This is a genomic window from Bradyrhizobium genosp. SA-4 str. CB756 (genome assembly GCF_000473125.1).
Classification (GTDB): Bacteria; Pseudomonadota; Alphaproteobacteria; order Rhizobiales; family Xanthobacteraceae; genus Bradyrhizobium; species Bradyrhizobium arachidis.
On sequence record NZ_KI421499.1, the window covers coordinates 2,500,197 to 2,525,880 of the forward strand.

The window sequence follows — 25,684 nt, forward strand, 5'->3', positions numbered from 1 at the left end:
CATATTCTTGATGCGCTGGTACAGAGGCGACCCCGAGAAGGAACGGCAGCTTGCGCTATCTTTTCGAGGAATATGCATTCGATACCGACCGGCGCGAGCTGCATCGGGGGACTGAAGCGGTGTCGATCGCACCGCAGGTTTTTGACCTGCTCGATTACCTGATCCGCAACAGGGAGCGGGTTGTCAGCAAGGACGAGCTCATCAAAGCCATTTGGAATGGGCGCAGCGTATCTGACGCGGCGCTGACAACCCGCCTGAACGCCGCCCGGGGTGCAATCGGCGATTCCGGCGAGGAACAGCGCTTCATCAAGACACTGCCGCGCAAGGGCTTCCGCTTCGTCGGACAGGTGCGGGAGGCGCGAGACGTTGCGGGCCCAGACCCGGGCGATGCGCCCGAGAGCGCTCCTGCAGTGCCCGACAAGCCCTCCATCGCCGTGCTGCCGTTCGCGAACATGTCTGGCGATCCCGAGCAGGAATACTTTGCGGACGGGATGGTTGAGGAGATCACGACCGCGCTGTCGCGGTTCAGATGGTTGTTCGTGATCGCTCGCAATTCGAGTTTCACCTTCAAGGACAAAGCCGTCGATATCAAGGAGGTCGGACGCAGGCTTGGAGTCCGCTATGTGCTTGAGGGAGCCGTGCGCAAGGCTTCGGGGAAGGTTCGCATCACGTGCCAGTTGATTGAAGCGGCCACGGGCGCGCACATTTGGGCGGATAGGTTCGAGCGTGACATGACAGATATTTTCGCGTTGCAGGACGAGGTCACGCTCGCCGTTGTCTCAGCTATTCAGCCGAAGTTGTTTCAAGCAGAAATTGCACTGGCGACGCGGCGGCGACCGGAAGACCTCACCGCATATAATCTTTATCTCCAGGCTGTACAGCAAGCCGACCGATCGTCCCGCGAAAGCTTGGTCGAGGCACTTCGACTGGTCCAGCGCGCCCTGGAGCTTGACCCAGGATTTGCGGCTGCGGCCGCTTTGGCAGGTGCCTGTCATATGGAAAACGTTCTTAGGAGCTACGCGACTGACCCACAATTCGAACGCAAGGAAGCCGTTCGGCTCATGCGCCTAGCACTGAGCCTCGACGATCATGACCCAAACACGTTAGCAACTGCTGCATTGATCACCGCTTTGTTGGTCGGCGATTTTGAAACTGAAATTGAGCTGGCCGATCGTGCGGTCGCGCTCAACTCAAATTCATCTCACACATGGAACTGCAGAAGCTGGGTCTACAAGATTGCGGGGCAGCCGGAGGAAGCGATCCGGAGCTTTGAACGCGCCATGCGAATGAGCCCGGTGGACCCGCAACAATTCACAGCGTTAACCGGGATGGGGTATGCCTTTATTGAGCTTCGTCGCTTTGACGAGGCCATCGTTGCAGGAAAGAAAGCCCTGCGTCAGAATCCGTCCTATCCAGGACCATATCGCTGTCTCGCCTCCGCTTTCGCCCATCTCGGGCGTGACGCTGAGGCCCGTGAGGCGGCGGCCGGTATGCTTGAGGTCGACCCCGCTTTTACAATATCGGCGTGGATCGCTCGGAGCCGGCTACCAATAAATGCGAAGCTGATGATTGAGGGTTTTCGCAAAGCGGGGTTGCCCGAGTAGCCTCACATGTAGACGAGGTGATCGAATACCAGCACTCTTCTGCGGCGCATCAGTCCGGAGTTGGCCCTTGATTGTCATTCGTCTCAAGCGCCTGAACGTCGGTTTTCCGGCCGCGAGCGGACCAGCTATAACCCCAGCGCGACCTCGGCCCATTTCAACATGCGCTCGCTGTTGAGGAACGCCAGCACCGCCGGCTCCAGTGACGCGGGCGCGCCCGGTCCAACCACAGCCGTCGCGGCCACCATGTCGCAGCGCTGATTGAAGGCGAGTGAGAGCGCGGTGTTAGGATTTCCCTCGATGCGATAGGCCCGGCTGCGGCCGCGCATCGGGCCGACGATGATCTCTCGACCGGCACCGGTCGGCGTTGCCTTGCCGATCAGCACCAGGTCGCCCATCTGCTCGAGGTCGCCATCGTCGGCGACGCCGGTGGCGCAGTTGCAAAACCCGAGCTTGGCGCGAACGTAGAGCAGGACCTCGCCGCCGCAATCGGCGGCCTTGCAGCGGAACGCCTTGCCTTTCCCCCAGGGATCTGCGGCGAAAGGCCAGTCGGTTTCCGTCCACACCGGGCGGATCTCGCCCGATGCTGCCGTTGCGCGTGCCGGATCGCCGGATCGCGATATCCAGATCGCCGCGGCTGCGCAGAGCAGGAGGGTGGCTGCGCTGATCGCGACGAATTTGCTTGTCAGGCGCATGGAAGCCGCCGCGGCACTTTTGCTAATTGCGAGCCATGAATTGCTAATTCTGAGCCATGAACTTTCGTGCGGCCGCGAGGTCCTCCCGCGAGGAGTCGCCATTTCGTGCCATGTCGACGACCTTTGCGTAGTACTGGCGTGCCTTGGCGGCATCACCCGCTTTCTCGGCGGCGTGAGCGGCGCCAATCGTCGCGCCAAAGCGGTTCGGCTCCTTGCGCATGGTGCTTTCGAACGCGGCCAATGCCTCTGCCGCCATGCCGCGTTCGAGCAGCATGGTTCCGTAGAGCTCGCGTGCCGGGGCGAGCGGTCCCGGCGTCACGATGGACTTTTCGGTCTTGTCCTCGGCATCGGCGGCAAGGCGCATCGCCTCCAACGCCTCCGCCTGTTTTCCCTGGGCATTGAGTTGCCAGGCCGTGGCGACCTGCCGCTGAATGTCGACGATCTCGGCCCAATAGGCGTCCTTGTCCTGCTGCAGCTTGTCCCGCAACTCCGCCAGCTTGGCGATGTCCGGCGTCGCTGCGTCGGCATTGCCGGAGCGCGCGGCGCCGAGGGCGCGGGCGAAATAGGTGATCGCATCGACATAGGCAAACCGGCTCGGCTCGACCTTCAGCGCGGCAGCGCCCTGCCAATCGCCGCGTTCGACCATATAGCGCGCCTGGCTCGCCGCTATCGCGTAGGGACCGGCGCGGACGGCCGGCGCATAGCCCGTGGTCGCAACCATGTCCGCGATGACGTCGCGGGCTCGGCTGTCCTGCGCAAGCTGGAGCAGGGCGTAGACCATATAGTCGTCGGCATGCAGCTGCTCGCTGGGGTCCTTGCCCTCCTTGGCAGCCTTGGCTGAACGGCTATTGGCGTCGATGGATTCGTTCCAGTAGCCGACGCGTGTGAAGATGTGCGAGGGCATATGCAGAGCGTGCGGCGCCGCCGGCGCGATCTCGGAATAGCGCTTGGCGGCGTCGAGACCCTGCGCTGCTATCGCCGGATAGTCGTAGAGGTGGATCAGGTAATGCGCGACGCCGGGGTGCCGCGGCTGCCGCTTGAAGATCGGCTCCAGGATGGCCGCGCCCTTGAGCTGGTTGGCATAGGTCTTGTCGTTCGGTGAGGCCGTGACATTCAGCGTGATGGCGTAGGCGATCTGCGCCTCGTCATCATCGGGATAGCGCGCGGCGACGGCTTCGGTCGCCTTGAGATAGGCCTGCGCGCGTTGGCCAAACGTCGTCTTGTCGTCGCCCGAATAGAAGGCCAGCAGCGCGTCGATATAGTCGCGTTCGCGTTCGCTCTTGGCGCCGAGTGCCTTGGCCTTCTGCAGCGCGGCGAGGCCCTGGGCGAGGTTTTCCTTCGGCGCGGGGAAATGCGGATTGTACAGCAGGCTGAGGGCAATGCCCCAATAGGCGATCGCGCATTCCGGATCGGCCTGCAACGTCTCCTCGAAGATCTCTTTCGCGGGCCGGTACCAGAACGAGTGCTGATAGCGCATCCCGCGGTCAAAGCGCCGCTGCGCCACCTCGTTGCAGGTGGTCTGGAAATGAACCTTGCCAAACTGCTCGTCGGTCCCGTCCTCCGCGCGTGCGGCAGGCGAGGCGGAGATCGAGCCGAGGGTAGCGAGGGCGAGAAGAGAGACTGTTCTCAAGGCGAGCGCACGCATCGGCCCCTCCGCTTCTGTTTCGAAAAAATTTGGTCAGATGGCGCCGATAAAAGCCGGGCGCCGAATTTCGTAACTCTGAGATCGACAATGGCAAATTGCGTTGCTGGAAGGATTTGCCCATTCGCGATGCGAGTCAATAGGACGCGGGCGGATTTGCGTTAGGGAAGCACGCCTGTCTGGCTCTCAGCGCGCGCGATCGCAGCCGAAGCGGGCTTGGATCACGCCACAGGGCTAATGTGAGGGATTGCAGCTCAGTTCCTTGATCCTTCCGGCGGCGTCAAAGGCAAAAAGCGCGCTCATGACACCGGCATTGGTGAGGTAGGAGATAATGGTCCCGTCGGTGTGCGAGGGATTGAGATCGTCCAACTTGCCTGCCGGGTGCTCTCGGAGGCGATCGATCCAATAGGCACGAAGCGCCTCACGGCTCGTAATGGTTCTGACGGCGCAGCCGCAGCCGCAATGAACCACGGCATCTTCGGCATGCATGTCCAGGATCGCCTCGATATCGCCGGCACGGTAGGCATCGAGCCAGTCAATCGCAGCCGCCATCGGGTCAAATGACATATTTTCTCGCCCAAATGCCCTCAAAGCTCGCGGTTCCAATGTAACGTTAACCCCCTAAGCCTCTTTCTTCGTTCGATTAATTGTATTTTAATATCTCGCCCGGTCTCGGCCATATGCCGAAGTACATAGATGGCCGGGCCGAGGCAGTGTCCATGTTAGACGTGTCTGCGAACCAAGGCATATTTCAGCGCAACCGGATTGTGATCGTCGATCGACAGCCGATCGTTCTACAGGGGCTGAAATCGATACTCGGAGCACAGCAGGACTTCGACGTTGTCGCATCATGCCGCGATGCGACAAGCGGTCTCGAAGCCATCAGGAAATTGACACCCGACGTCGCGCTGATTGCCGACACCCTGCCGGACCTGACGGTCACCGAGATCCTGGCGATTACGAAGGCCGAGACTGTTCCAACGCGCCTGGTGTTCTTTACCGAGGGCGAAGCCAACCACGAACTAGCCGCCGCGATTGCTGCCGGCGCCTGCAGCGCAATTTCGAAATACGTCTCCCCCGACACCATGCTGCGACTGCTGCGGCTGTTGACGAAGCATGGTGTGTCGCCCGAGCATTTCGATCTCTCGCCAACCGGCAAGCATGCCGTCGGCGCCGGCAAAATCGAAACGAAGCTGGAGCTATTGACGCACCGCGAACGTCAAATCGTTCGACTGGTGTCAGAAGGAATGTCGAACAAGGAGATCGCGCGCGCGCTAAAGGTTTCACCAGGGACCGTCAAAGTACACCTGTACAATATTTTTCAGAAGCTCGAGGTCACCAACAGGACCGTGCTCGCGGCCCTCGCGTTGTTGAAGCATCCCTCCGGCTTCGGCACGCTCGCGCTGGCTTTTCTGGCGATCGCCATTGCGGACGAACTCAAGGCGTCGGAAGCGAACGATACGCTTCCGGATGACGACAGCATCGGCCACGCGGGAGAGCACGCCGGGCACGAGCACTATGAGCCTTGGAAATATGAGCCCTGGAAAAAAGCCATTCTGCGGCACCTCATCGTCTGGGAAGCCGGTGAGACGCACCTGCTCAGCCAGAGAGACTTTTTGGCCAAGCTGAGCCAGGTCGCGAACGCGCCGGCGGCAATGGAAGCGCTGCGCGCAGCCGAGCAATCTGCGGACTCGAAGCCGTCGAAAATCGACGGCCCTGTTGGATCGGGCGCGCCGCATCTTCCTGCGCCTCTGCAGCGAGCAACCAGCGACACGCAGATGGCCGGTGACCTGACCGCGGATCATCATTTCCCCCGGCTTGCTTCCAATCCGATGTCGATTCCGGGAGGGTATGGCACCTTCGCCACTCTCGCCGGTGCGTTGATCTACGCACTGCACGATCCCCATCACGCCGTGCAGGCGCATGAGCTGGGTCAGGCGTCGATCGAGAGCTTCGTTTCCGTCGCCGGAGAGAATGCGACCACAAAACTGGCCGCGATCCCTCATGTCGACGCCAATCATGTCGACAACTCGGCCCCGGGCCTGCCTTCGCACGATGCCCGCCTGTCTTCCGCGCATGTGACCACTGGAAACGAAAGCGTCGCTGCAGAAGACGCTCGGATCCAAGTGAGTCCTGGCGTGAGTCACGGTGCCGAGGGTGATTCACTCCAGAAACCTGTTGGCCTGGTCGACGCCGGTCACGATGCCAGTGTTGACGGACAAAGCCGCGGTCAATTAATGGGCGGCGGCAGCGTTGATGGAAACGTTGTTCATCGCTCCTCGACCGATTCCAATTCTACCTCGTCTCAATCCGCCTTCGATTTCGCTTCCGGGTCGGGCAGGATCAATCTTGCGGCTTTCGGAGCGCTTGCGTGCCTGCATATGACCGCAGCGAGCAAGTCCATACCGCCACATACCCTCGCCTGGATCTACGACGCCGCAAGCAATGAAACGATCGTCTACGTGAATCCGACCGATCATGTCCTTGATATCGGGGATCGCAGCCTGCTGGAAATCCATCTGCAGGGGATTGTGTCCGTCGCGGAATCGGATGTCGTCGACCAGCGAGACGGCGCACCTGTCGCCATCACCTTGGAGAAGCTCGAAGAAGCGCTGACATCGGCAAGCGCCATCGATGAGGCTGTTCTGAGCAAGGACAGTGCCGAGGCCCGCATCGAGGCGAGCGAGAGCACGCTCGGGACGGCTGGAGTTTGGGCCATGCTGGCCGACCGCGGCTCGATGTTCCAGTTCGCGCACACTCGGACCGGCCCAGAGGGAACGGCAAGGTTCAGAACCTCCACGGGCGAGTCGGCGGAAGCAACGGCAGAAAGCAATGGTGCATCTGCCGAACCGGTTCGCGTATCATCGATCGTGCATGCTCATAGCGCGGCGGCTCCGGCGGTTGGAAACGTCACATCGAACAGTGGTCCGATCAATGCGGACACCGGCGTTTCGTCGCCGGGGTTGAACGTGACCGTCCAACCGGGCGTTGCAGTAGCCGACAGCGCGGACCGCGGTAACTCGCAGCACACTTCGGAGCCAGCACCTGCACAGGCGGCGGCCCCGGAAGCGACTGAAGCTGACTCCAAATCGGGCAATGACGTCGACAATGGCGCCGAGGATGACGCTGCGGCTTCGGACGTTCCGCCAGGGTTAGCGAAGAAGGCAGAATCAAGCGGAGCTGAACACGGCAACTCGCGGCACTCAAAATCGACAGATGCGACTGACGCAGCCGAGAACGTTCCGGACGTCGCAAAGACCGACAGCGCGGAACACGGCAACTCGCAGCACGCTTCGGAGAAGGGGTCTGCAAAGGCGGCAGCCACGGAATCGACTGAGGCTGGCGTCAAGCCGGGCAAAGGGGTCGGCCATAACGCCGAGCATCACGCTGCGGCTTCGGACGTTCCGCGAGGGTTAGCGAAGAAGGCAGACTCAAGCGGCGTCGAACATGGCAACTCGGGGCACTCTGCAAAGGCGCCGGACGTAGCCGAGAACGATCCGGGCGTTGCTAAGACCGCCAGCGCGGGCCATGGTAACTCGCAGCACGCTTCGGAGAAGGGATCTGCAAAGGCGGCAGCCACGGAATCGACTGAGGCTGGCGTCAAGCCGGGCAATGGGGGCGGCCATAGCGCCGAGCATCACGCTGCGGCTTCGGACGTTCCGCGAGGGTTAGCGAAGAAGGCAGACTCAAGCGGCGTCGAACATGGCAACTCGGGGCACTCAAACTCTGCAACGGCGTCGGACGCAGCCGAGATCGATCCGGCCGTCGCAATTGCCGCCACTGCGGGCCATGGCCACTCGCAGCACACTTCGGAGAAGGGGGCGGCAAAGGCAGCAGCCACGGAATCGACTGAGGCTGGCGTCAAGTCGGACAAGGGTGCCGAGCATCACGCTGCGGCTTCGGACGTTCCGCGAGGGTTAGCGAAGAAGGCAGACTCAAGCGGCGTCGAACATGACAACTCGGGGCACTCAAGCTCCACAAACGCGCCTGACGCAAGCGAGATCGATCCGACCGTCGTGACGGCCGCCGGCGCGGGCCACGGCAACTCGCAGCACGATTCGGAGAAGGGCTCTGCAAAGGCGGCAGCGACGGAATCGACTGAAGCTGACTCCAAGCCGGGCAATGGGGCCGAGCATCACACTGCGGCTTCGGACGTTGCGCGAGGGGCAGCGAAGAAGGCCGAAACAAGCGGTGTCGAACATGGCAACTCGGGGCACTCAAGCTCCGCAAACGCGCCTGACGCAAGCGAGATCGATCCGACCGTCGTGACGGCCGCCGGCGCGGGCCACGGCAACTCGCAGCACACGTCGGAGCCAGGGGCTGCAAAGGCGGCAGCCACGGAGTCGACTGAAGCTGACTCCAAGCCGGGCAACGGCGTCAGCAATGGCGCGGAGCATCACGATCCGGCCTCGGACGTTGCGGGGGCGGCAGGAGCAGTGAAGACGGCAGAACCGGTCGCCGTGGAACACGGCAACGCGGAGCACGATCTGCACGCAACCCCTGCAAACGCACCGCAAGCAGCCGAGATCGTCGATCCGAGCGTCGCAACCGGCGGCAACGCCGGACGCGGTAACTCGCAGCACGCTTCGGAGCCTGGGCCTGCAAAGGCGGTAGCAACGGAGCCGAGCCAATCCGACTCCAAGCCGGGCAACGGCGTCGGCAATGGGGCCGAGCAACATGCTCCGGCTTCCGACCCTGCGAGCGCGGCAGCGGCAGTGAAGACGGCAGAAACGGCCGCCGTGGACCACGGCAATTCGGGGCACTCAACCGCCGCGAACACACTGGAAGCAGCCGACATCGTCGATCCGAGCGTCGCAACCGGTGGTAACGCCGAACGCGGCAACTCGCAACACCCTGCGCAATCTGCTGCAATCGCATCTGACGACGCGCAGCCGGCCAAAGCCGCAGCCGTGACAGGCGGTGCAGATCAAGAACAGGTGTTCCGCTTCGATAGCGAGGCAGCTCCATCCACTCTCGTTGCGATCGTCGCGCCTAAGAAACTTGATGACCCGCTCGATCAACACGTTCCGCCCGGTCAGCAAGCGGACCTCGAGGCGATCGCCAAAATGGTCGCGATTGCACCGGACGAACACGCGAACAACCACGGCAATGGTGGTCCGCATCACGCCATTGTACCTGCGCATCATGACCTTCTGGTTTAAATCTGGAAGATGTCTTTGAATCAGGATCCAGTACTTCAGCGCAGATCGGTTGATGGGATGTGAAGGGGCGGATTACATTACGAGCCTTTCTCAATCTTCACCCAGAGTGCACTCCCCAGCTTCGATGAATTCCTGGCGGCGTACGCCCATGCCGGGAAGCGTGTTGGTGACAGCGCAAGTGCAACCAAAGCCTGCGTAATCCGCTGCGCTTTGGCAACGATCAGCAAGAGCTTCGCGATCGGGCAGGCAGGAACGAGGACTGCTCCTCGCTCGAGCGGCAGACGCCTATCGCGGCCACGACGCCATGACGGTCGCCTTCACGGAGACGGTCAGGGGAAGGCGCAGTCCGCGCGCCAACGCCGGGGGTCTGAATGCGGGCTGCCTTTGGGGCAGCTTGCCAAAATGCGAGAGCGTTTGCACCAGCGCGGATCTGACGGCCGGCTCGACCTTCGCGCAAATGAACCAGCAGACCAGGACCAGCATGCCCAGCGCGATCCATACGGCCGCGGTGGCATCCAGGCCGGCCTCGACCAGCGTACGAATGATCGCCGAGCCAATGACGTTGTGGGTGAGATAGAGCGGATAGGTGATCAGTCCGAGCGTTCTCAAGTAAGCCGGTGCTTCAGGGGAAGTGGTGCCCGCAGAGCGCCTGCTCCGGTTCGCGGCACGGGCAATCAGGAGCACCGCAGCCGCCCAGACCATGATCGGCACAAGGGCTGATTGATCCGCGATGGCGGGTATGGACGTCAGGAAGAACGAGGCGAAGAAGTAGATCTCTGCGGCGCCTGAAAGACAGGCGACGGCAATGGCGGCCAGCTCGAGCGCCGTCAATTGCCTGTTCGCGGAAATGAACAGCCAGATCCCCAGCGCAAAGAAGCAGCCGTGGGTCAACAGGAATGCCGCGCACGGCACCCGAAACATCAGAATGATCAGATAGGGCAGATCGGACGGTGTCATGCTCGACAGCACGAGCAGCGCGACGGCGTTGAACACTGCGCTGTAGATAGTGAGACCGAAGGTGAGGTGCCGCAGGGTGATCCTCTTCGTGAGCATCGCGCAAAACACGAGGCCATAAAACGCCGTCTCGGCGGCTAGCGTCCAGTAGACCTCGTCGAGCCATTGACCTGTGACGCCCTTCGGCACCATCAGCATGGCATGGATGTAAGGCAGGATGAGTTCGGATGCCGGTCCACTCCCGAACAGAAGCAGCACGAGGAAGGTCGCGGTGGCGCATATCCAGACCGCGGGATAGAGCCTGAGTGCGCGGCCAAGCAGAAACGCGCCCGGCGAAGACTGGCTCGCCGAGTTCGCGATGACGAAACCGGAGATGACGAAGAAGATCTCGACGCCGACCCAGCCGAACCATGTGAAGGGCGCGGCGGACGGGTACAGCACGTCGGCGGCGACGGTGCGCTCGAAGCCTGGGACGCCGATCGAAGCCCAGGCCCAGGACCAGAACATCTGGTGAAAAATGGCAACTCCGAGCGCGGCTGCGAAGCGCAGCGGATCCAGCAACGGCAAATGGCTTTTCACGGGAATGGACCAGGTTCATGCAACAATCCCGCTGGAGATATTGAATCCCTTCATGACGTTCTTTGAGGTGGGTCACACTTGGTCGGCCGGCGCTGCTGTTGCTGAACCGGCCGCCGCAGCCACTCGCTCCAGTGTCGGAGCCGGCGCGGGGCGCGCGGTCGCAAGCGTCCGCTGAGGATGTTCTGCGGACGCCGTGCTGCCTTGTGATCAAGTCTGAGAGAGGTGTGGACTAGCGACGTCCCGGCCGCTTGAGCTCTGCGACCTTGAACCTGTTGCCGGCCTGCAGGCTGCTGCAAAACCAGTGGGCTCTGTTGCGAAACTCGCCCAGGAACACCTTCGTCTCGACGCAATTCTCGTAGGATGTATGGGTGATGGTGTCTCGGCACGTCGGCGAGAAAGGTCCATAGTTCAGGCCGCCGCCCGACTCGCTGCATCCAACCCAGGGCTCTTTGCCGTGTGGGAAGCTTGATGCACAGCCACCGTTGCAACTGCTGGCGCGTGCCTCGAGGCTGGCAATCCTCCCCATCACAGAACCCGGCGCATACGAAGGCGTCCGTGCGACTGAAGACGTTCTTTGGGCGGTTGACGCAGTCCGGCGCGATGACTGCCCCGTGGATGCCGTTGGCTCCTGCCTATGCGGCCTTGCCGCCTGCTTCGGCGCGTCGACCGTAACAGGAGGAAGCGTGGCGCCGGAGCCTGTTGGAATTTGTGACGCTGCCGGAGCGCATAGCAGGATCGTAGACAAGGCAGCGACGGTTGAAGGCACGACAAGGCTTGATGACAATCTCATGACCATGTCCTTCCCGAACCCGGGCCGGAAATGCCGCCCGGTAAGTGCACGCTAACATACATTTGGGATTGCGCAATCGAGGGTTGCGAGGATGTCAGCTCAATAGTTCACCATCGAATTGTCGCTCAAAAAGCCGGCGCGATGCTCGCCGGTGAAATGCCGGGCGGCTCGCCAGGCTTCGGCGTACCGCTCGATCAGGCGACATCGCTGAGGCGACGGGACAGAAATAAAGCGGGCCCATCGGGCCCGCAAAAGTCTTTCAGCACCGTGCGACCTGCCTAATCCCGGATTCGCAGAATTCGACGCGTCTGCAGCTTGCTGGAGCTACGGACTAGCGACGTCCCGGACGCTTGAGATCGGCGACCTTAAACCTGTTGCCGGCCTGCAGGCTGCTGCAAATCCAGTGGGCCTTGTTTCGATGCTCACCCAGGAACACCTTCGTCTCGACGCAATTCTCGTAGGATGCATGGGTGATGGTGTCTCGGCACGTTGGCGAGAAAGGTCCATAGTCGATGTTGCCGCCCGACTCGCTACATCCAATCCAGGGCTCCTTGCCGCTTGGGAAGCTTGATGCACAGCCACCGTTGCAACTGCTGGCCCGTGCCTCGAGGCTGGCAATCCTCCCCATCACAGAACCCGGCGCATACGAAGGCGTGCGAGTGCCTGACGTTGACCTTTGAGCAGTTGACGCAGTGCGACGTGATGACGCCCCGGCGCTTGCCGTTGGCTCCTGTCGATGCGGCCTTGCCGCCTGCTTCGGCGCGTCGACCGTAACAGGAGGAAGAGTGGCGCCGGAGCCTGTTGGAATTTGTGACGCTGCCGGAGCGCACAGCAAGACAGTTGACAAGGCCGCGATGGTTGAAGGCACGACAAGGCTTAATGATGATCTCATGACCATGTCCTTCCCGAACCCGGGCCGGAAATGCCGCCCGGTGAGTGCACGCTAGCATACGTTCGGGATTGCGCAATCAAGGGTTGCGAAGATGTCCGCTCAATAATCCACCAGCGACCTGTTCGCTCAAAAAGCCAGCGCGATGCCCGGCAAAGCGGGTGATCACCTGCGTCAATCCGAACAGCTCAAAATGGCTGATCAGGAAGGTGCTGTAGAGCACGATAAGCCAGCCTAAAACGCCGCCCGTCATCGCGGTCGCAGCACAAACAGGAGATCCGATGTTCCAGACGACCGCAGGCATCGGCTGCCACTGCAGCAAAATCAGGCTCGGGGATCATCCCGCGCCTGCCGGGCGGCCAAAGCGGCCTGACGAGCGATTGCCGCCGTAGCGCCTGCATTGAACAATCGCCTGAGCCGCGCAGCCAGCCGCAGTATCTTCTTCCTCATGGTCGGCGTCGTCGCCGGCGGGAGGGATGCGAGTGCCCGCAATGAGCCGCGATGGGTTACAACCGCAAACCATCTGGCGGACTGTCGGTAGAGATGAAAATCAGGTGCCCGGATCATGTGGCATCTCCGGTTGAACGATGATTGACCGGTCTCTAAACTCGACTGATCCCTCACGCTTGGCGGAGTTCTTCGGGAGACGTTTGTTTTTCCTGAATTGCAGACTCGACCACGACGCGAAACGGGAGGCGAGCCTCGGTAGGGAAGCGGGTGATGGTAACAAAATACCGATTTTCGGGTTTTGAGGTCGACCTGAGCCAGCAAGAGCTTCGACGTGAAGGTGCGCCCGTCCACATTGAGCCTCAAGTCTTCGATCTCATCGTTCATTTGGTGCGCAACCATGATCGGGTTGTGAGCAAGGATGAGTTGATCGACATCGTCTGGAATGGCCGGATCATCTCCGAGGCCGCGTTCTCCAGCCGCATCAATGGCGCCCGGCGCGTGCTCGGCGACAACGGAACAGAGCAGCTTTTCATCAGGACGCTGCATCGGCGTGGCTTCCGGTTTGTCGCTCAGGTCCAGGCGATCGAGGGGGCTGATGCCGACGCAATCCGACTCGCTCCGCACCACGGCGCGGCCACCGACGTTCGCCGACAAGCGTCGATTTCCACCGACGTGTCGCATCTCGACGACGTCGTCTCGGAAGCGGTGAAGGCAGAAGCCAATTCACGATCGTTCATCGCGGTGCTTCCGTTCGCGAACATGTCGAGTGACCCCGAGAATGACTATTTCAGCTACGGATTGACGGAAGACATCATCCGGCTTCTTGCCCGAAACCGCTGGCTTTCCGTGATCTCGCGCCACTCGACGATCGGATTCCAGGGACGGATCGTTGACGCACGCGATGTCGGCGCGCAGCTGGGCGTCAGCTATGTGATGTCCGGCAGCGTTCGCAAGAGCCGCGATAAGGTGAGGATCACGGCGGAGCTAACCCGGGCCGCGGACGGGATGCAGCTTTGGTCCGACAAATACGAACTTCAACTCGAGAATATCTTCGATATCCAGGAGGAGATGGCAAAGCAGATCGCGGCCACCATCGAACCTGAATTGTCGAAAGTGGAGCAGCAACTCGCCGCGCGCAAGGCGCCGGAAAGCCTCGACGCGTGGGATTGCTACCAGCGCGGCCTGTGGAATCTTTGGCGATTTACCACACCCGGATTCGATTCAGCCGAGGACTATTTCCAGCGCGCGATCGCAGCAGATCCCAAGTTCGCACGTGGGCATGGCGCGCTCAGCTACGTCAATATTCAGCGCTCGCTTTATGATGATCCCAGGGATCGGCCAGCGCGACTGGAAACGGCGTTGCGCCAGGCACGTCTCGCCGTGACGCTCGACGAGCTCGATTGCTTTTGCCATTGCGCCCTCGGAAGAGCACTGTGTTTGACCCGCCAGAACGACGAAGCGCTCGCTGCCATCGACACGTCTTTGGAGCTCAACCCAAGTTTCGCGCAAGGATATTTTGCACAAGGCTTCAATCTGCTGTGGTGCGGGCGGGAGCTCGAAGCAGAAGCGCTGCTCGATCGGGCGACAATGCTCAGTCCGCGCGACAGCCATCTGTGGAGCTTTCACCACGTACGTTCGTGGACGCATTTTTCCCTTGGTGAGTACGATATTGCCGTGGAATTTGCTCGAAGGGCGACGAGGCAACCCAATGCCACGTATCGGGCTTTCGCGACGTTGGCTGCGTCCCTTGGCCGTCTCGACGAAAAAGCCCAGGCCAACGCTGCAGCTGCCGAGCTTCTGCAACGCAAGACGGATTACACAACGCAGACAGCGCGGCAGGAGCTGTTCTTTTGCAACGACCAAGGCTTCATCGATCGTTTCGCCGAAGGACTGGCTGTCGCCGGCATCGCGGGCAGTTGAGGGAAGCAACGCGCGTGGCAAAATAAAACGGGGCCCGAAAGGGCCCCGCAAAAGTCTTCAGCCTCCGCGATCTTACTTGATCTTGGCTTCGCGGAATTCGACGTGCTTGCGCGCGACCGGGTCATACTTCTTCTTGACCAGCTTGTCGGTCATGGTGCGCGAATTCTTCTTGGCGACGTAGTAGAAGCCGGTGTCAGCCGAGGACACGAGCTTGACCTTGATGGTGACCGCTTTGGCCATGTTCTGAACCTCAGAAAATTGGGGAATCTGGAGCCGGCCAAACGGCCCGCGTTGGCCGGCAACCTAGCCAGAAACCGGGGGAAGTCAAGGTTTCGGAGCGTTTTCGAGCGAAGCGGGCACCGGTTCGCGTCAAGAAAACGCGTCAAAAACAAAGAGCTAGAGCCCGGAACGCGGCTCTAGGGCCAAAAACCACTCAAATCGGGCCCATCAGGCCTCAAAGAAGCGGTTTTTCGGCCGCGGAAGGCCGAGATTCTCTCTCAAAGTGGCCCCTTCATACTCTTTCCGGAAAATCCCGCGGCGCTGGAGCTCCGGGACCACCTTGTCGACGAAATCGTCCAGGCCCGCGGGCAGGAACGGGAACATGATGTTGAAGCCGTCGGAGCCGCGCCCGACCAGCCATTCCTCCATCTGATCGGCGATGGTTTTCGCCGTGCCGACGAACGACAGCCCGCCATAGCCGCCGACGCGCTGGGCGAGCTGGCGCACGGTGAGCTTTTCGCGGGTGGCGAGATCGACCATGCGCTGACGGCCGCTCTTGCTGGCGTTGGTCTCGGGGATCTCGGGCAGGGGCCCATCGGGATCGAAACCTGACGCATCGGTGCCGAGGATAACCGAGAGCGAAGCGATGGCGCTGTCGTAATGCACGCGGCTGTCGAGCAGGGCGCGCTTCTCCTTGGCTTCATCGACGCTGTCGCCGACCACAACGAAGGCGCCGGGCAGGATCTTGAGGTGCTCGGGGTCGCGCCCGACCTTCTCCATGCGGCCCTTGATGTCCGCATAGAGCTTCTGTCCGTCGGCGAGGCTGCCGCCGCCGGTGAACACGGCTTCCGCGGTTTCGGCCGCGAGCTGCCTGCCGTCTTCCGACGCGCCGGCCTGCACGATCACCGGCCAGCCCTGCACCGGGCGGGCGATGTTGAGGGGACCGCGCACCTTCAGATATTTGCCGTTGTGGTCGAGCGTGTGCATCTTGGCGGGATCGAAGAACAGGCCGGATTCCACATCGCGTACGAAGGCGTCGTCGGCGAAGGAATCCCACAGGCCCGTGACGACGTCGTAGAACTCGCGGGCGCGCTTGTAGCGCTCGGCATGCTCCATGTGGTCGTCGAGGCCGAAATTCAGCGCCGCGTCCGGGTTCGAGGTGGTGACGATGTTCCAGCCCGCGCGGCCGCCGCTGAGATGGTCGAGCGAGGCGAAGCGGCGGGCGACGTGATAGGGCTCGTCAAACGTGGTCGAGCCTGTCGCGATCAGGCCGATCCGTTCGGTGACGGCGGAGAGCGCCGACAGCAGCGTGAACGGCTCGAACGAGGTCACGGTGTGGCTGCGCTTGAGCGCATTGATCGGCATGTTCAAGACGGCCAAGTGATCGGCCATGAAGAAGGCGTCGAATTTGCCGGCCTCGAGCTTTTGGATCAGCGTCTTGATGTGGCCGAAGTTGAAGTTGGCGTCGGGCCAGGCCCCGGGATAGCGCCAGGCGCCGGTGTGGATGCTGATCGGGCGCATGAACGCGCCAAGCTTGAGTTGCCGTTGTGCCATCGCCCCGTATCCGTTCTGGGTGTCGTTCGCAAAGACATAGGGACGCGGCAGAACTCTGCCATTGGGAGGGCTGGGAAGAATTTTTCGTTTTTCGATCAACTCTCAGCACGTTCGCGTCATTCCGAAGCCCGGCGAAGCGGCGCGCCCGGAATCCATCAAACCGCAGACACTGACGGCGAGGGGGGACTACTGTCCCCGCGCCCTTTGATCGAAGGCGCTCAGCACGGCGAGCGTCATCGCGGTGACGCCGGTCTGGATGGTCGGTTTCGGCACCGGGGCGAATTGCGGCGAGTGGTTGCCGGGAAGCGGCGGGCCNCTGCCGTTACGCGCGGCCGCGACGCGGTCCGGCTCATAGACGCCGATGTTGAAGAACATCGAAGGCACGCCGGCGTTGACATATTCCGAATAGTCTTCGCTGGTCGTGTTCGCAGGGGTGACGTTGAACTTGTCGCCGAAGGCCGCTTTCAGCACCCGCTCGGCCTGGCCGACGACGGCGGCATCGTTCACCACAGCCTTGGTGCCTTCGTCGAGATGGATTTCGGGCGCGGGCGCATCCGCCATCACCGCCACCGCCTTCGCCGTGCGCTCGATCCCGGCCAGCATCCTGGCGCGCACCTGCGGCTTGAAGCTGCGGATCGTGCCGATCACCCTGGCCTCGTCGGGAATGATGTTGCCGGCGGTGCCGGCGTGGATCGCGCCGATGGTGACAAGGCCGAATTCGGTCGGGTCCTTCTCACGGCTGATCACGCTCTGCACGTCGACGACGAAGCGGGATGCCATCATCACGGGATCGATGGTCGCCTGCGGTACCGCACCATGGCCGCCGCGGCCGATAAATCTGATGAAGAGACCGTCGACATTCGACGATCCCACCCCGACCCTGTAGGTCACCGAGCCGTAGGCTCCACTGCTGTCGTGCAGGGCAAATCCCACATCGGGCTTCGGAAAGCGGATGAACAGGCCATCGTCGATCATCGCCCTTGCGCCCGCGACCTCTTCCTCCGCGGGCTGCGCGATGAACATCAGCGTACCGCGCCACTGGTCCTTGATGCCGACCAGGGTCTTCGCCGTGCCGACCCAGCTCGCCATGTGGATGTCATGGCCGCAGCTATGGGCGACGAAGGTCTCGCGGCCCTGCCAGATCTGCTTGTCGCGGCTGGCATAGGGCAGGCCGGTCTTCTCTTCCATCGGCAGCGCATCGAGCTCGGTGCGAACCATGATGGTGGGGCCGTCGCCGTTCCTGTAGATGGCAACAAGACCGGTCTTGCCGACGCGCTCGGTGACCTCGAAACCGATCGCGCGCATCTCGGCGGCGAGTTTCGCCGCGGTCTTCTCTTCCTGGAAGGCGATCTCGGGATGGGCGTGGATGTCCTTGTAGAGCGCATCGAGCTTCGGATAGTCGCTCTCGAAGGAGGTCTCGATCGTCTGCTTCAATCTGGCGACGTCGAGCTCTGCATGGGCAGGCAACGAGAGCAGGCTGCACAACGCGACGGAAGCGAGCAGAGGCCTTGCGAACCGCGTCATCCGACCCTCCCAGTCGTTTAAGCGCCCTTTCCTTCACCTAGCACATCTCGTTGCATCTTGCCGCCATAGAAATGGAAGAACGGCACCGGCGCATCGTGCCGGAGCGGGCCGGTGGCAAGGCGGGTATCGAGCTCGTTGAGCACGTTGCGCGTCATCGGATGCAGTTCGGCGAGCGGCTTCGAGCCGAGCTCGACCCAGACCAGCTCGACCAGCTCCGCATCGGCGTGGATGACGCCCTCGACGCGGTGGGTGATCGCGGAGGCATCGGCGGTGAAGAAGCGCGTATCGAAGCGCTTGACGCGGCCGGGCGGGGTGATCGCGCGCGCGATCAAGAACAGGCTGGAGGGATCGGGCAGCAGGCCTGCATCCGCGAACGGCTTCCACGGACCTTCGAGCCTGGCCTTGCCCTCGACCTTGCGCCCGAGGCAGAGGCCGGTCTCCTCGCAGGCTTCGCGGATCGCGGCGATCGCCAGCGATTTCGCGCGCGAGGCCGGCGTCTTCGGGCTGCCCTTGGCGAGATTGGCTTCCAGCTCCGCGGTGATCGGCGCAGCACACGGCACGCGGTGATCGTCCTTGTCGACGCGGCCGCCGGGGAACACGAATTTTCCGGGCATGAACACCACCTTGTCGTGGCGCTTGCCGACCAGCACTTTTGGAATGGCGCCGCTGCGATCGACCAGGATCAGCGTCGCGGCGTCCTTCGGGCGGAAATAAGGATGATGGTCAGCTTCCTTGCCCTCGTGGATCTTGGCCTTGTCTTCGGCCTGCGAAATATCCGTCATGTCCTCACCCAGAGCGTTTTTTGCTTATTGCTTACACCGGCGGAATACCATCCGGCGGGTTCTCGTCAAACCCGTGCATGCGCAGAGCCCATTGCAAGCCGACCACAGCTCCCTTGACCGGCTGGAGCAGCCCGAGCGAAGCAAAGAACGTGAAGGGCAGATAGGCCACGAAGGTGAGCCAGACCGGCGTCGTGTAATTGGTCTCGATCCAGAGAATCGCCGGCACCGTGACGTGGCCGACGATGACGATGACGAGATAGGCGGGCAGATCGTCGGCGCGGTGCGGCGTGAAGTCGAGGCCGCAGGCGCTGCAATTGTCCGCGGTCTTCAGGAAGGCGCGGAACAGCTTGCCCTGACCGCAGCGCGGGCAGCGGCTGCGAAAGCCGCGCTTCATCGCGGTCCAGACGTCGCGCTTCTCGACGAGACCGGTCTCGCGCGTCCAGATTTTTGGGGCCGTGCTCATCGTCACCACGCGCTGCCCTTCTTGCTCTTACCCTTGTTCTTTCTCTGCTTCTTGCCCTTGCCGGACTTTTGCTTCTCCGGCTTGCGTTTTCTCTCCGGGCTGCGTCCCGGATGCGCCTTGGCGGATTTGCGCTGGGCGCGGAACGGCCGGCGCTCGCGTGGGCTGCTCTCGCTGTCCGAGGACAGCAGCTCGAACCGCAGCGCGCCTGCGATGGGGGCCGCTTCGATCAGGCGGACATCGACGACGTCACCGAGCTGGTACATGGTGCCGCTGCGCGTGCCGACCAGCGCGTGACGGCCCTCGTCATAGTTGAAATATTCCGTGCCGAGGGATCGGATCGGGATCAGGCCATCGGCGCCGGTCTCGGAGAGCTTCACGAACAGGCCGGCGCGGGTGACGCCGGAGACTCGGCCCTGGAAGCTGGCGCCGATGCGGTCGGCGAGGTGATGCGCGATCAGGCGATCCACGGTCTCGCGCTCCGCCTTCATCGCGCGGCGCTCGGTCAGTGAAATATGCGCGGCGACCTCGCCGAGACTTTCCGGCGTCTCGCTGTCGGGCAGGGCGCCTTCGCCAAGGCCGAGCGCGCGGACCAGCGCACGGTGCACGACGAGGTCGGCGTAGCGGCGGATCGGCGAGGTGAAATGCGCGTAGCGGCGCAAATTCAGGCCGAAATGACCGTAATTCTCCGAGGAATATTCCGCCTGCGCCTGGGCGCGCAGCACCACCTCGCTCACCAGCGGGTAATAGTCGTGGCCTTCGAGCTGGGCCAGCACGCGGTTGAACAGGGTGGGGCGCAACGCGCCTGATTTGGTGAAGGGGACGTCGAGCGTCTCCAGGAACTCCGCGAGCGCGTGCACCTTCTCCAGCGTCGGCTCGTCATGGACGCGGTAGATCAGCGGGAGCGATTTCTTCTCCAGCATCTCGGCCGCTGCGACGTTGGCGAGGATCATGAACTCCTCGATCAGCTTGTGCGCATCGAGACGCTCGGGCACGACGACGCGGTCGACCGTGCCGTCGCTCTTGAGCAGGATCTTGCGCTCGGGCAGATCGAGATTGAGCGGATCGCGCTCGTCGCGCGCGCGCTTGGCACAGGCGTAAGCGGCGTAGAGCGGCCTCAGGATCGGATCGAGCAGAGGGCCGGTGGTGTCATCGGTGCGGCCGTCGATCGCGGCCTGCGCCTGTGCATAGTTCAGCTTCGCCGCCGAGCGCATCAGGATGCGATGAAAACTGTGCGAGCGCTTGCGGCCATCGGGGCCGATCACCATCCGCACCGCGAGCGCGCCGCGCGGCTCGCCCGGCACCAACGAGCAGAGATTGTTGGAGATGCGCTCGGGCAGCATCGGCACGACGCGATCGGGGAAATAGACCGAGTTGCCGCGGTCGAGCGCGTCGCGGTCGAGCGCGGTGCCCGGCTGGACGTAGAAGCTGACATCGGCAATCGCGACGTTGACGATGAAGCCGCCCTTGTTGTTGGGATCCTCGTCGGCTTGCGCATGCACCGCGTCGTCGTGATCCTTGGCGTCGGGCGGATCGATGGTGACGAGTGGGATGTCGCGCCAGTCCTCGCGGCCCTTCAGATTTGCGGGCTCGGCGGCTTCCGCCTCGCGCTCGGCGGCGGAGGAGAACTGCAGCGGGATCTCGTGGGCGTAGATCGCGATCAGGCTGATCGCCTTCTCGGATTTGACCGAGCCGAGCTTCTCCTTGACCCGGCCGGAGGCGAGGCCAAAGCCGCGGGTGCGGACGATGTCGACGCTGACGAGGTCGCCATCCTGCGCGCCTGATGTATCGGTCCTGGCGATATTCAGCTCGCGGTCGGCGAACTTCTTGTCGACGGGGACGAGCCGTCCGCCGCCCTCGGGAAGGCTCCGAAACACGCCGAGGATGCGGCTCTTGGCCTTGTCGATGACCTTGATGATGCGGCCGCGATAGGCCGGGTCTTCGTCCTCGTCGTTGCGTTCGACGCGCAGCAGCGCGCGGTCGCCGACACCGGCGGCGGTGCCGGGCTTGGCCCGGCGCGGCATCTCGATGATGATTTTGGGCGGCTCGCCGCTCTCGACCTCGTCCCATTCGGCGGGGGAGGCGATCAGCTCGCCGTCGGAGTCGCGCCCCGTGATGTCGGCGAGCAGCGTCGGCGGGAGCGCGTCCGGCTCGGACACAGTGTGGCGTTTTTTCTTGATGATCCCGTCGTCGGCGAGCTCGCGCAGCATGCGCTTGAGCTCGACGCGATCGGCGTTCTTCAGGTCGAACTCGCGCGCAATTTCGCGGGTTCCGACCTTTCCGTGATTTGCCTTGATGAAGGCGACGATGGCTTGCCTGTCGGGAAAGCCATGGTCATGCTTCCGTTTCACTTAACCTCTAATTCTTGATCTAAGTCTTGCCGGCACTCTTCTTGGCCGGAGCCTTGGCGGCGGCGGTCTTGGTCGGCGACGTTTTGGCGGTCGACGACACGGCAGCGCGCGCCTTGCTGGTGGATTCGGTTTTCGATTTGGCCGCGGCTTTCTTCGCGGCCGGCTTCTTCTTCGGCGCGGCGTCCTCGCCGTCCGTGGCCTTCTCTGTGGTCTTCTCTATGGTCTTCTTGGCCTTAGCCGGCTTGGCCGCCTTCTTGGCTTTCGCCTTGCCGCCGCCCTTGGCGGCGCGCTCGTCGATCAGAGCGATTGCCTGCGGCAGCGTGATCGCGTCCTTCTCGATCTCGGCCGGGATCGTCGCGTTGATGCCGCCTGCGGTGACATAGGCACCGTAACGGCCGCTCTTCACGGTGATCGTGCCGAGCGTCGGGTGATCGCCGATCGCCTTGCCGGGATCGGCGCCGAAGCGCCGGCTCGGGCCCTTGGCGACCTTCTCGGCAATCAGCGTGACCGCGCGGTTGAGGCCGATGTCGAAGACCTCGTCGCCGCTCTCGAGACTGGCATAGGTCTTCTCGTGCTTCACGAACGGCCCGAAGCGGCCGAGGCCGGCCGTGATCGGCTGGCCGGTTTCCGGATGCTTGCCGATCTCGCGCGGCAGCGACAACAGCTTCAGCGCAAGCTCGAGGTCGACATCGCCGGGCGAGGTGCCCTTCGGGATGCCGGCGCGCTTCGGCTTCTCGCCTTCCTCATAATCCTTCTGCTCGCCGAGCTGGATATAGGGGCCGAAGCGGCCAGCCTTGACCCAGACATCGCGGCCCGTATCGGGATCCTGGCCGAGCGAACGGTCGGCGGTGGTCTCGCTGTCGGCGGCGAGCTGACGGGTGTAGCGGCATTCCGGATAGTTCGAGCAGCCGACGAAGGCGCCGAACTTGCCAGCCTTCAGGTTCAGCCGGCCGCTGCCGCAGCTCGGGCACTGCCTGATATCGCCACCGTCCGCGCGAGGCGGATAGATGTGCTGGCCCAGCATGTCGTCGAGCACGTCGAGTACCTGCGCGACGCGCAGATCCTTGATATCGTCGACGGCGCCGATGAAGCCGGTCCAGAAATCCTTCAGCACCTGCTGCCAGGAGATCTCGTTGTTGGAGATGCGGTCGAGCTGCTCTTCGAGGCTGGCCGTGAAGTCGTATTCGACGTAGCGGGCGAAGAAGCTTTCGAGGAAGGCGACCACGACGCGGCCCTTGTCCTCGCCGTGCAGGCGCTTCTTCTCCAGCTTGACGTAGCCGCGGTCTTTCAGGACCTGGAGGATCGAGGCATAGGTCGAGGGCCGGCCGATGCCGAGCTCTTCCATGCGCTTGACGAGCGATGCTTCCGAGAACCGCGGCGGCGGCTCGGTGAAATGCTGGGTGACGGCGAGCGACTGCCGCTTCAGCGCGTCGTTCGGGCTCATCGCCGGCAGGCGGCGGGAGTCTTCGTCCTCCTCGTCGTCGCGGCCTTCCTGGTACAGTGCGAGGAAGCCGTCGAACTTGACGACCTGGCCGGTGGCGCGCAGCTCCAGCGTGCGGCCGCCAGCCTTCGCCGTGATGTCGACCGTGGTGCGCTCCAGCTCGGCCGATTCCATCTGGCTGGCAATGGTGCGCTTCCAGATCAGCTCATAGAGCCTGGCCTGGTCGGCATCGAGCTTGCGGCTCATGCTGTCGGGGCGGCGGGAGAGGTCGGTCGGGCGGATCGCTTCGTGCGCTTCCTGGGCGTTCTTGGCCTTGGCCTGGTACTGGCGCGGGGCATCCGGCACGTAGGCGTTGCCGTAATCCTCGCCGATCACCTTGCGCGCCTGGGTGATCGCCTCCGGGGCGATCTGCACGCCGTCGGTACGCATATAAGTAATGAGTCCGGTGGTCTCGCCGCCGATGTCGATGCCTTCATAGAGGCGCTGGGCGATGCGCATGGTGTGCGCCGGCGCAAAGCCGTATTTGCGGCTGGCTTCCTGCTGCAGCGTCGAGGTAGTGAAGGGCGCCTGCGGATTGCGCCGGGCCGGCTTGGCATCGACCGCGGTGACGGCGTAGCTCGCCAGTTCCAGCGCCTTCTTGAAGTCCTCGGCTTCCGCGCCGGTGCCGATGTCGAGACGCTGGATCTTCTTGCCGTCGGCGCCGACGAGGCGCGCCTCGAAGGCGTCGCCGCGCGGGGTGAGCAGGGTCGCGATCAGCGACCAGTACTCGCGCGGCACGAATTTCTCGATCTCGAGCTCGCGGTCGCAGACGAGGCGCAGCGCCACCGACTGCACGCGGCCGGCCGAGCGGGCGCCCGGCAGCTTGCGCCACAGCACGGGGGAGAGGGTGAAGCCGACGAGATAGTCCAGCGCGCGGCGCGCCATATAGGCGTCGACCAGCGCGCCGTCGATCTCGCGCGGGTTCTTCATCGCCTCCGAGACCGCCTGCTTGGTGATGGCGTTGAACACCACGCGCTCGATCTTCTGATCCTTCAGCGCGCGCTTCTCCTTCATCACCTCCAGCACGTGCCAGGAGATGGCCTCGCCCTCGCGATCAGGGTCGGTGGCGAGAATCAGGCGGTCGGCGCCCTTCAGGGATTTGGCGATATCGTTGAGCCGGCCGGCCGCCTTGGGGTCGACCTCCCAGATCATCTTGAAATTGGCGTCGGGATCGACGGAGCCGTTCTTCGCGGGCAGGTCGCGGACATGGCCGAACGAGGCCAGAACCTCGTAGGACGAGCCCAGATACTTGTTGATCGTCTTGGCTTTCGCCGGCGACTCCACAATGACGATATTCATGTAGTTCCAGTAACTTACGGGAAAATCTTAGGCCGAAAACGAAAGGACTCGGGTCGGCCGTTTCGATCCGAACATGGGTGGTGAGGCCCTCGCTGTCAAATCGAGGGGTGTTGAGAGGGTTCCAAATGGGAAAAGTTTCATATCGAGAAAGTTGCAAAATACCACCTTGGAGTTGCGCGGGATCGGCGTAAAGTTCCTCCGGGGCATGGATTCGGGGTGGGGTCGGGTGACGAAGCCGGGACGGAAACGGGCGCGCGCCGCATCGCGCGCGCCGACACGCACGCGCAACGAGGAGCCGGGGGAAGGCGGGGCCGATGAGGCGGTCGCCTTCATCTCCGAGCAGGCCGGCGCTTTGCGCAAGCTCGCCGAGCGCCACAAGCTCGACGTGCTGCATTATCTCCTGGGGATGACCAAGCTGGAGGCCGACGAGCATTTGCGCCTGCGGAGCAAGCGCAAGCTGTCGTGAGGGTGGCTCACTTGCGGCCCCGTCATCCTGAGGTGCGAGCGGCACGATGCGGAGCATCGCGCCGGGAGCCTCGAAGGATGAGCGGCCCCGCCGCTGCAGCAGGGCCGTCGCCCTTCGAGGCTCGCCGAAGAGGCGAGCACCTCAGGGTGACGGAGAGAGATACGGGGCGCTGCTCTAACCCCGTCATTGCGAGCACAGCGAAGCAATCCAGAAGTCTTTCCGCGGCCGGCAGTCTGGATTGCTTCGTCGCAAGGGCTCCTCGCAATGACGGTGCGGCTAGCAGTTGCGGCTTGCCATTTTGGCCAGTCTTCGGCCGAGATACTCGGCCGTGCTGAGGTCGCTCGGCGGCAAGTCGTCGTCGATGAGGTGTGTCGCTAGGCCGAGTTGGCTGCCCAACCGATTGCGACCACCCGGATCCTCCCCACCCGGGATATCCAGTCCGCACCAGAGCATGCCGTGCTGAGCAGCCAGAATGGAAAAGTAGGTCAGCGTGTGCAGTTGATCGCCGCTCGCGCAGGCACCCGTCGTGAAGCCGCCTGCGATCTTGTTGGTCCAACGGTGCTGGCTCCAGCGGTCACTTGAAGCGTCGGCGAAGGCTTTGAATTGAGCCGCGGCTCCGCCCATGTAGGTCGGGCTACCAAATGCAACTGCGCTGGCGTGGTCGATCGTTTCAAATAGGCTTTCATTCTGGAAGCGGCCTGACACGATGTCGTCGCCCGTGATGCGACAAAGCGCGACGTCCGCTATGCCATCCGCTCCACGCGCCACCGCATGCGCGAGCTTCTCGGTGGTGCCGGTGATGGAGAAATAGACGATGGCGAGCAGAGGCATGGCGGTGCCGCGTTGCGGTATTCAGGCATCTTTGAC

Annotated in this window: 17 protein-coding genes; 4 read left to right on the top strand and 13 right to left on the bottom strand. The window is 62.9% G+C overall.

Annotated elements, in window-relative coordinates; all coding sequences use genetic code 11:
• The first annotated feature begins 50 nt into the window (after positions 1-50).
• Entirely contained in the window at positions 51-1,604 is a 1,554-nt protein-coding gene (locus BRAGE_RS0112350; protein WP_027559652.1) for a winged helix-turn-helix domain-containing tetratricopeptide repeat protein, read from the top strand.
• A gap of 125 nt (positions 1,605-1,729) precedes the next feature.
• On the opposite strand, the gene BRAGE_RS0112355 is transcribed toward BRAGE_RS0112350, so the two are convergent.
• The 3 genes from BRAGE_RS0112355 to BRAGE_RS0112365 form a co-directional block, all read right to left on the bottom strand.
• Complete coding sequence (locus BRAGE_RS0112355) at positions 1,730-2,296, bottom strand: hypothetical protein (RefSeq protein WP_027559651.1); 567 nt, start codon at positions 2,294-2,296, stop codon at positions 1,730-1,732.
• Positions 2,297-2,339: 43 nt separating this feature from the next.
• Positions 2,340-3,941 carry a hypothetical protein gene (locus BRAGE_RS0112360; RefSeq protein WP_027559650.1) on the bottom strand — a complete coding sequence of 534 codons (1,602 nt, stop codon included), beginning with the start codon at positions 3,939-3,941 and terminating at the stop codon, positions 2,340-2,342.
• A gap of 231 nt (positions 3,942-4,172) precedes the next feature.
• Positions 4,173-4,505, bottom strand: a complete 333-nt coding sequence (locus tag BRAGE_RS0112365) for a nuclear transport factor 2 family protein (RefSeq protein ID WP_027559649.1) — start codon at positions 4,503-4,505, stop codon at positions 4,173-4,175.
• Between the two features lie 152 nt (positions 4,506-4,657).
• On the opposite strand from BRAGE_RS0112365, the gene BRAGE_RS51645 reads away from it, so the two are divergent.
• Complete coding sequence (locus BRAGE_RS51645; protein WP_084560409.1) at positions 4,658-9,100, top strand: LuxR C-terminal-related transcriptional regulator; 4,443 nt, start codon at positions 4,658-4,660, stop codon at positions 9,098-9,100.
• A gap of 285 nt (positions 9,101-9,385) precedes the next feature.
• Here BRAGE_RS51645 and BRAGE_RS0112375 read toward each other — a convergent pair whose 3' ends face one another.
• Both BRAGE_RS0112375 and BRAGE_RS54490 read right to left on the bottom strand, forming a co-directional pair.
• Complete coding sequence (locus BRAGE_RS0112375; RefSeq protein ID WP_027559648.1) at positions 9,386-10,633, bottom strand: acyltransferase family protein; 1,248 nt, start codon at positions 10,631-10,633, stop codon at positions 9,386-9,388.
• A 1,758-nt stretch (positions 10,634-12,391) separates the two neighbouring features.
• Positions 12,392-12,616: a hypothetical protein gene (locus BRAGE_RS54490; protein WP_141263023.1), complete on the bottom strand. Its 225-nt coding sequence runs from the start codon at positions 12,614-12,616 to the stop codon at positions 12,392-12,394.
• A 416-nt stretch (positions 12,617-13,032) separates the two neighbouring features.
• Here BRAGE_RS54490 and BRAGE_RS48490 point away from each other — a divergent pair, with 416 nt between their 5' ends.
• Entirely contained in the window at positions 13,033-14,682 is a 1,650-nt protein-coding gene (locus BRAGE_RS48490) for a winged helix-turn-helix domain-containing tetratricopeptide repeat protein (RefSeq protein WP_084334339.1), read from the top strand.
• A gap of 72 nt (positions 14,683-14,754) precedes the next feature.
• Here the strand turns inward: BRAGE_RS48490 and rpmG are convergent, their stop codons facing one another.
• From rpmG to topA, 7 genes are all read right to left on the bottom strand, one after another.
• A complete protein-coding gene (rpmG, locus tag BRAGE_RS0112390) occupies positions 14,755-14,922 on the bottom strand; it encodes a 50S ribosomal protein L33 (RefSeq protein WP_007603295.1) in 168 nt (55 codons plus the stop codon).
• Between the two features lie 207 nt (positions 14,923-15,129).
• Positions 15,130-16,455 (bottom strand): LLM class flavin-dependent oxidoreductase, encoded by a 1,326-nt coding sequence (locus BRAGE_RS0112395; protein WP_027559647.1) that lies wholly within the window; start codon positions 16,453-16,455, stop codon positions 15,130-15,132.
• Positions 16,456-16,641: 186 nt separating this feature from the next.
• Complete coding sequence (locus BRAGE_RS0112400; RefSeq protein ID WP_028146269.1) at positions 16,642-17,979, bottom strand: amidohydrolase; 1,338 nt, start codon at positions 17,977-17,979, stop codon at positions 16,642-16,644.
• A gap of 17 nt (positions 17,980-17,996) precedes the next feature.
• A complete protein-coding gene (locus BRAGE_RS0112405) occupies positions 17,997-18,761 on the bottom strand; it encodes an NUDIX hydrolase (RefSeq protein ID WP_027559645.1) in 765 nt (254 codons plus the stop codon).
• Between the two features lie 31 nt (positions 18,762-18,792).
• A complete protein-coding gene (locus BRAGE_RS0112410; protein ID WP_027559644.1) occupies positions 18,793-19,233 on the bottom strand; it encodes a DUF983 domain-containing protein in 441 nt (146 codons plus the stop codon).
• Positions 19,227-21,572 (bottom strand): ribonuclease R, encoded by a 2,346-nt coding sequence (rnr, locus tag BRAGE_RS0112415; RefSeq protein ID WP_027559643.1) that lies wholly within the window; start codon positions 21,570-21,572, stop codon positions 19,227-19,229. Before rnr ends, BRAGE_RS0112410 begins: the two co-directional genes overlap by 7 nt.
• A gap of 19 nt (positions 21,573-21,591) precedes the next feature.
• The gene (gene topA, locus BRAGE_RS0112420) at positions 21,592-24,351 is read right to left on the bottom strand and encodes a type I DNA topoisomerase (protein ID WP_027559642.1); all 2,760 of its coding nucleotides are present in this window, start codon (positions 24,349-24,351) and stop codon (positions 21,592-21,594) included.
• A 226-nt stretch (positions 24,352-24,577) separates the two neighbouring features.
• On the opposite strand from topA, the gene BRAGE_RS0112425 reads away from it, so the two are divergent.
• The gene (locus tag BRAGE_RS0112425; protein WP_027559641.1) at positions 24,578-24,817 is read left to right on the top strand and encodes a hypothetical protein; all 240 of its coding nucleotides are present in this window, start codon (positions 24,578-24,580) and stop codon (positions 24,815-24,817) included.
• A gap of 276 nt (positions 24,818-25,093) precedes the next feature.
• On the opposite strand, the gene BRAGE_RS0112430 is transcribed toward BRAGE_RS0112425, so the two are convergent.
• A complete protein-coding gene (locus tag BRAGE_RS0112430; RefSeq protein ID WP_027559640.1) occupies positions 25,094-25,648 on the bottom strand; it encodes a flavodoxin family protein in 555 nt (184 codons plus the stop codon).
• Between the last annotated feature and the right edge of the window lie 36 nt (positions 25,649-25,684).

Bases quoted from the DNA above. Each gene is read 5' to 3' on its own strand.
- BRAGE_RS0112365 (WP_027559649.1), bottom strand. From the start codon at position 4,505: ATGTCATTTGACCCGATGGCGGCTGCGATTGACTGGCTCGATGCCTAC.
- rpmG (WP_007603295.1), bottom strand. From the start codon at position 14,922: ATGGCCAAAGCGGTCACCATCAAGGTCAAGCTCGTGTCCTCGGCTGAC.
- BRAGE_RS54490 (WP_141263023.1), bottom strand. From the start codon at position 12,616: ATGCCTGCGGTCGTCTGGAACATCGGATCTCCTGTTTGTGCTGCGACC.
- topA (WP_027559642.1), bottom strand. From the start codon at position 24,351: ATGAATATCGTCATTGTGGAGTCGCCGGCGAAAGCCAAGACGATCAAC.
- BRAGE_RS0112355 (WP_027559651.1), bottom strand. From the start codon at position 2,296: ATGCGCCTGACAAGCAAATTCGTCGCGATCAGCGCAGCCACCCTCCTG.
- BRAGE_RS0112430 (WP_027559640.1), bottom strand. From the start codon at position 25,648: ATGCCTCTGCTCGCCATCGTCTATTTCTCCATCACCGGCACCACCGAG.
- BRAGE_RS0112395 (WP_027559647.1), bottom strand. From the start codon at position 16,455: ATGGCACAACGGCAACTCAAGCTTGGCGCGTTCATGCGCCCGATCAGC.
- BRAGE_RS0112405 (WP_027559645.1), bottom strand. From the start codon at position 18,761: ATGACGGATATTTCGCAGGCCGAAGACAAGGCCAAGATCCACGAGGGC.
- BRAGE_RS0112360 (WP_027559650.1), bottom strand. From the start codon at position 3,941: ATGCGTGCGCTCGCCTTGAGAACAGTCTCTCTTCTCGCCCTCGCTACC.
- BRAGE_RS48490 (WP_084334339.1), top strand. From the start codon at position 13,033: ATGGTAACAAAATACCGATTTTCGGGTTTTGAGGTCGACCTGAGCCAG.
- BRAGE_RS51645 (WP_084560409.1), top strand. From the start codon at position 4,658: ATGTTAGACGTGTCTGCGAACCAAGGCATATTTCAGCGCAACCGGATT.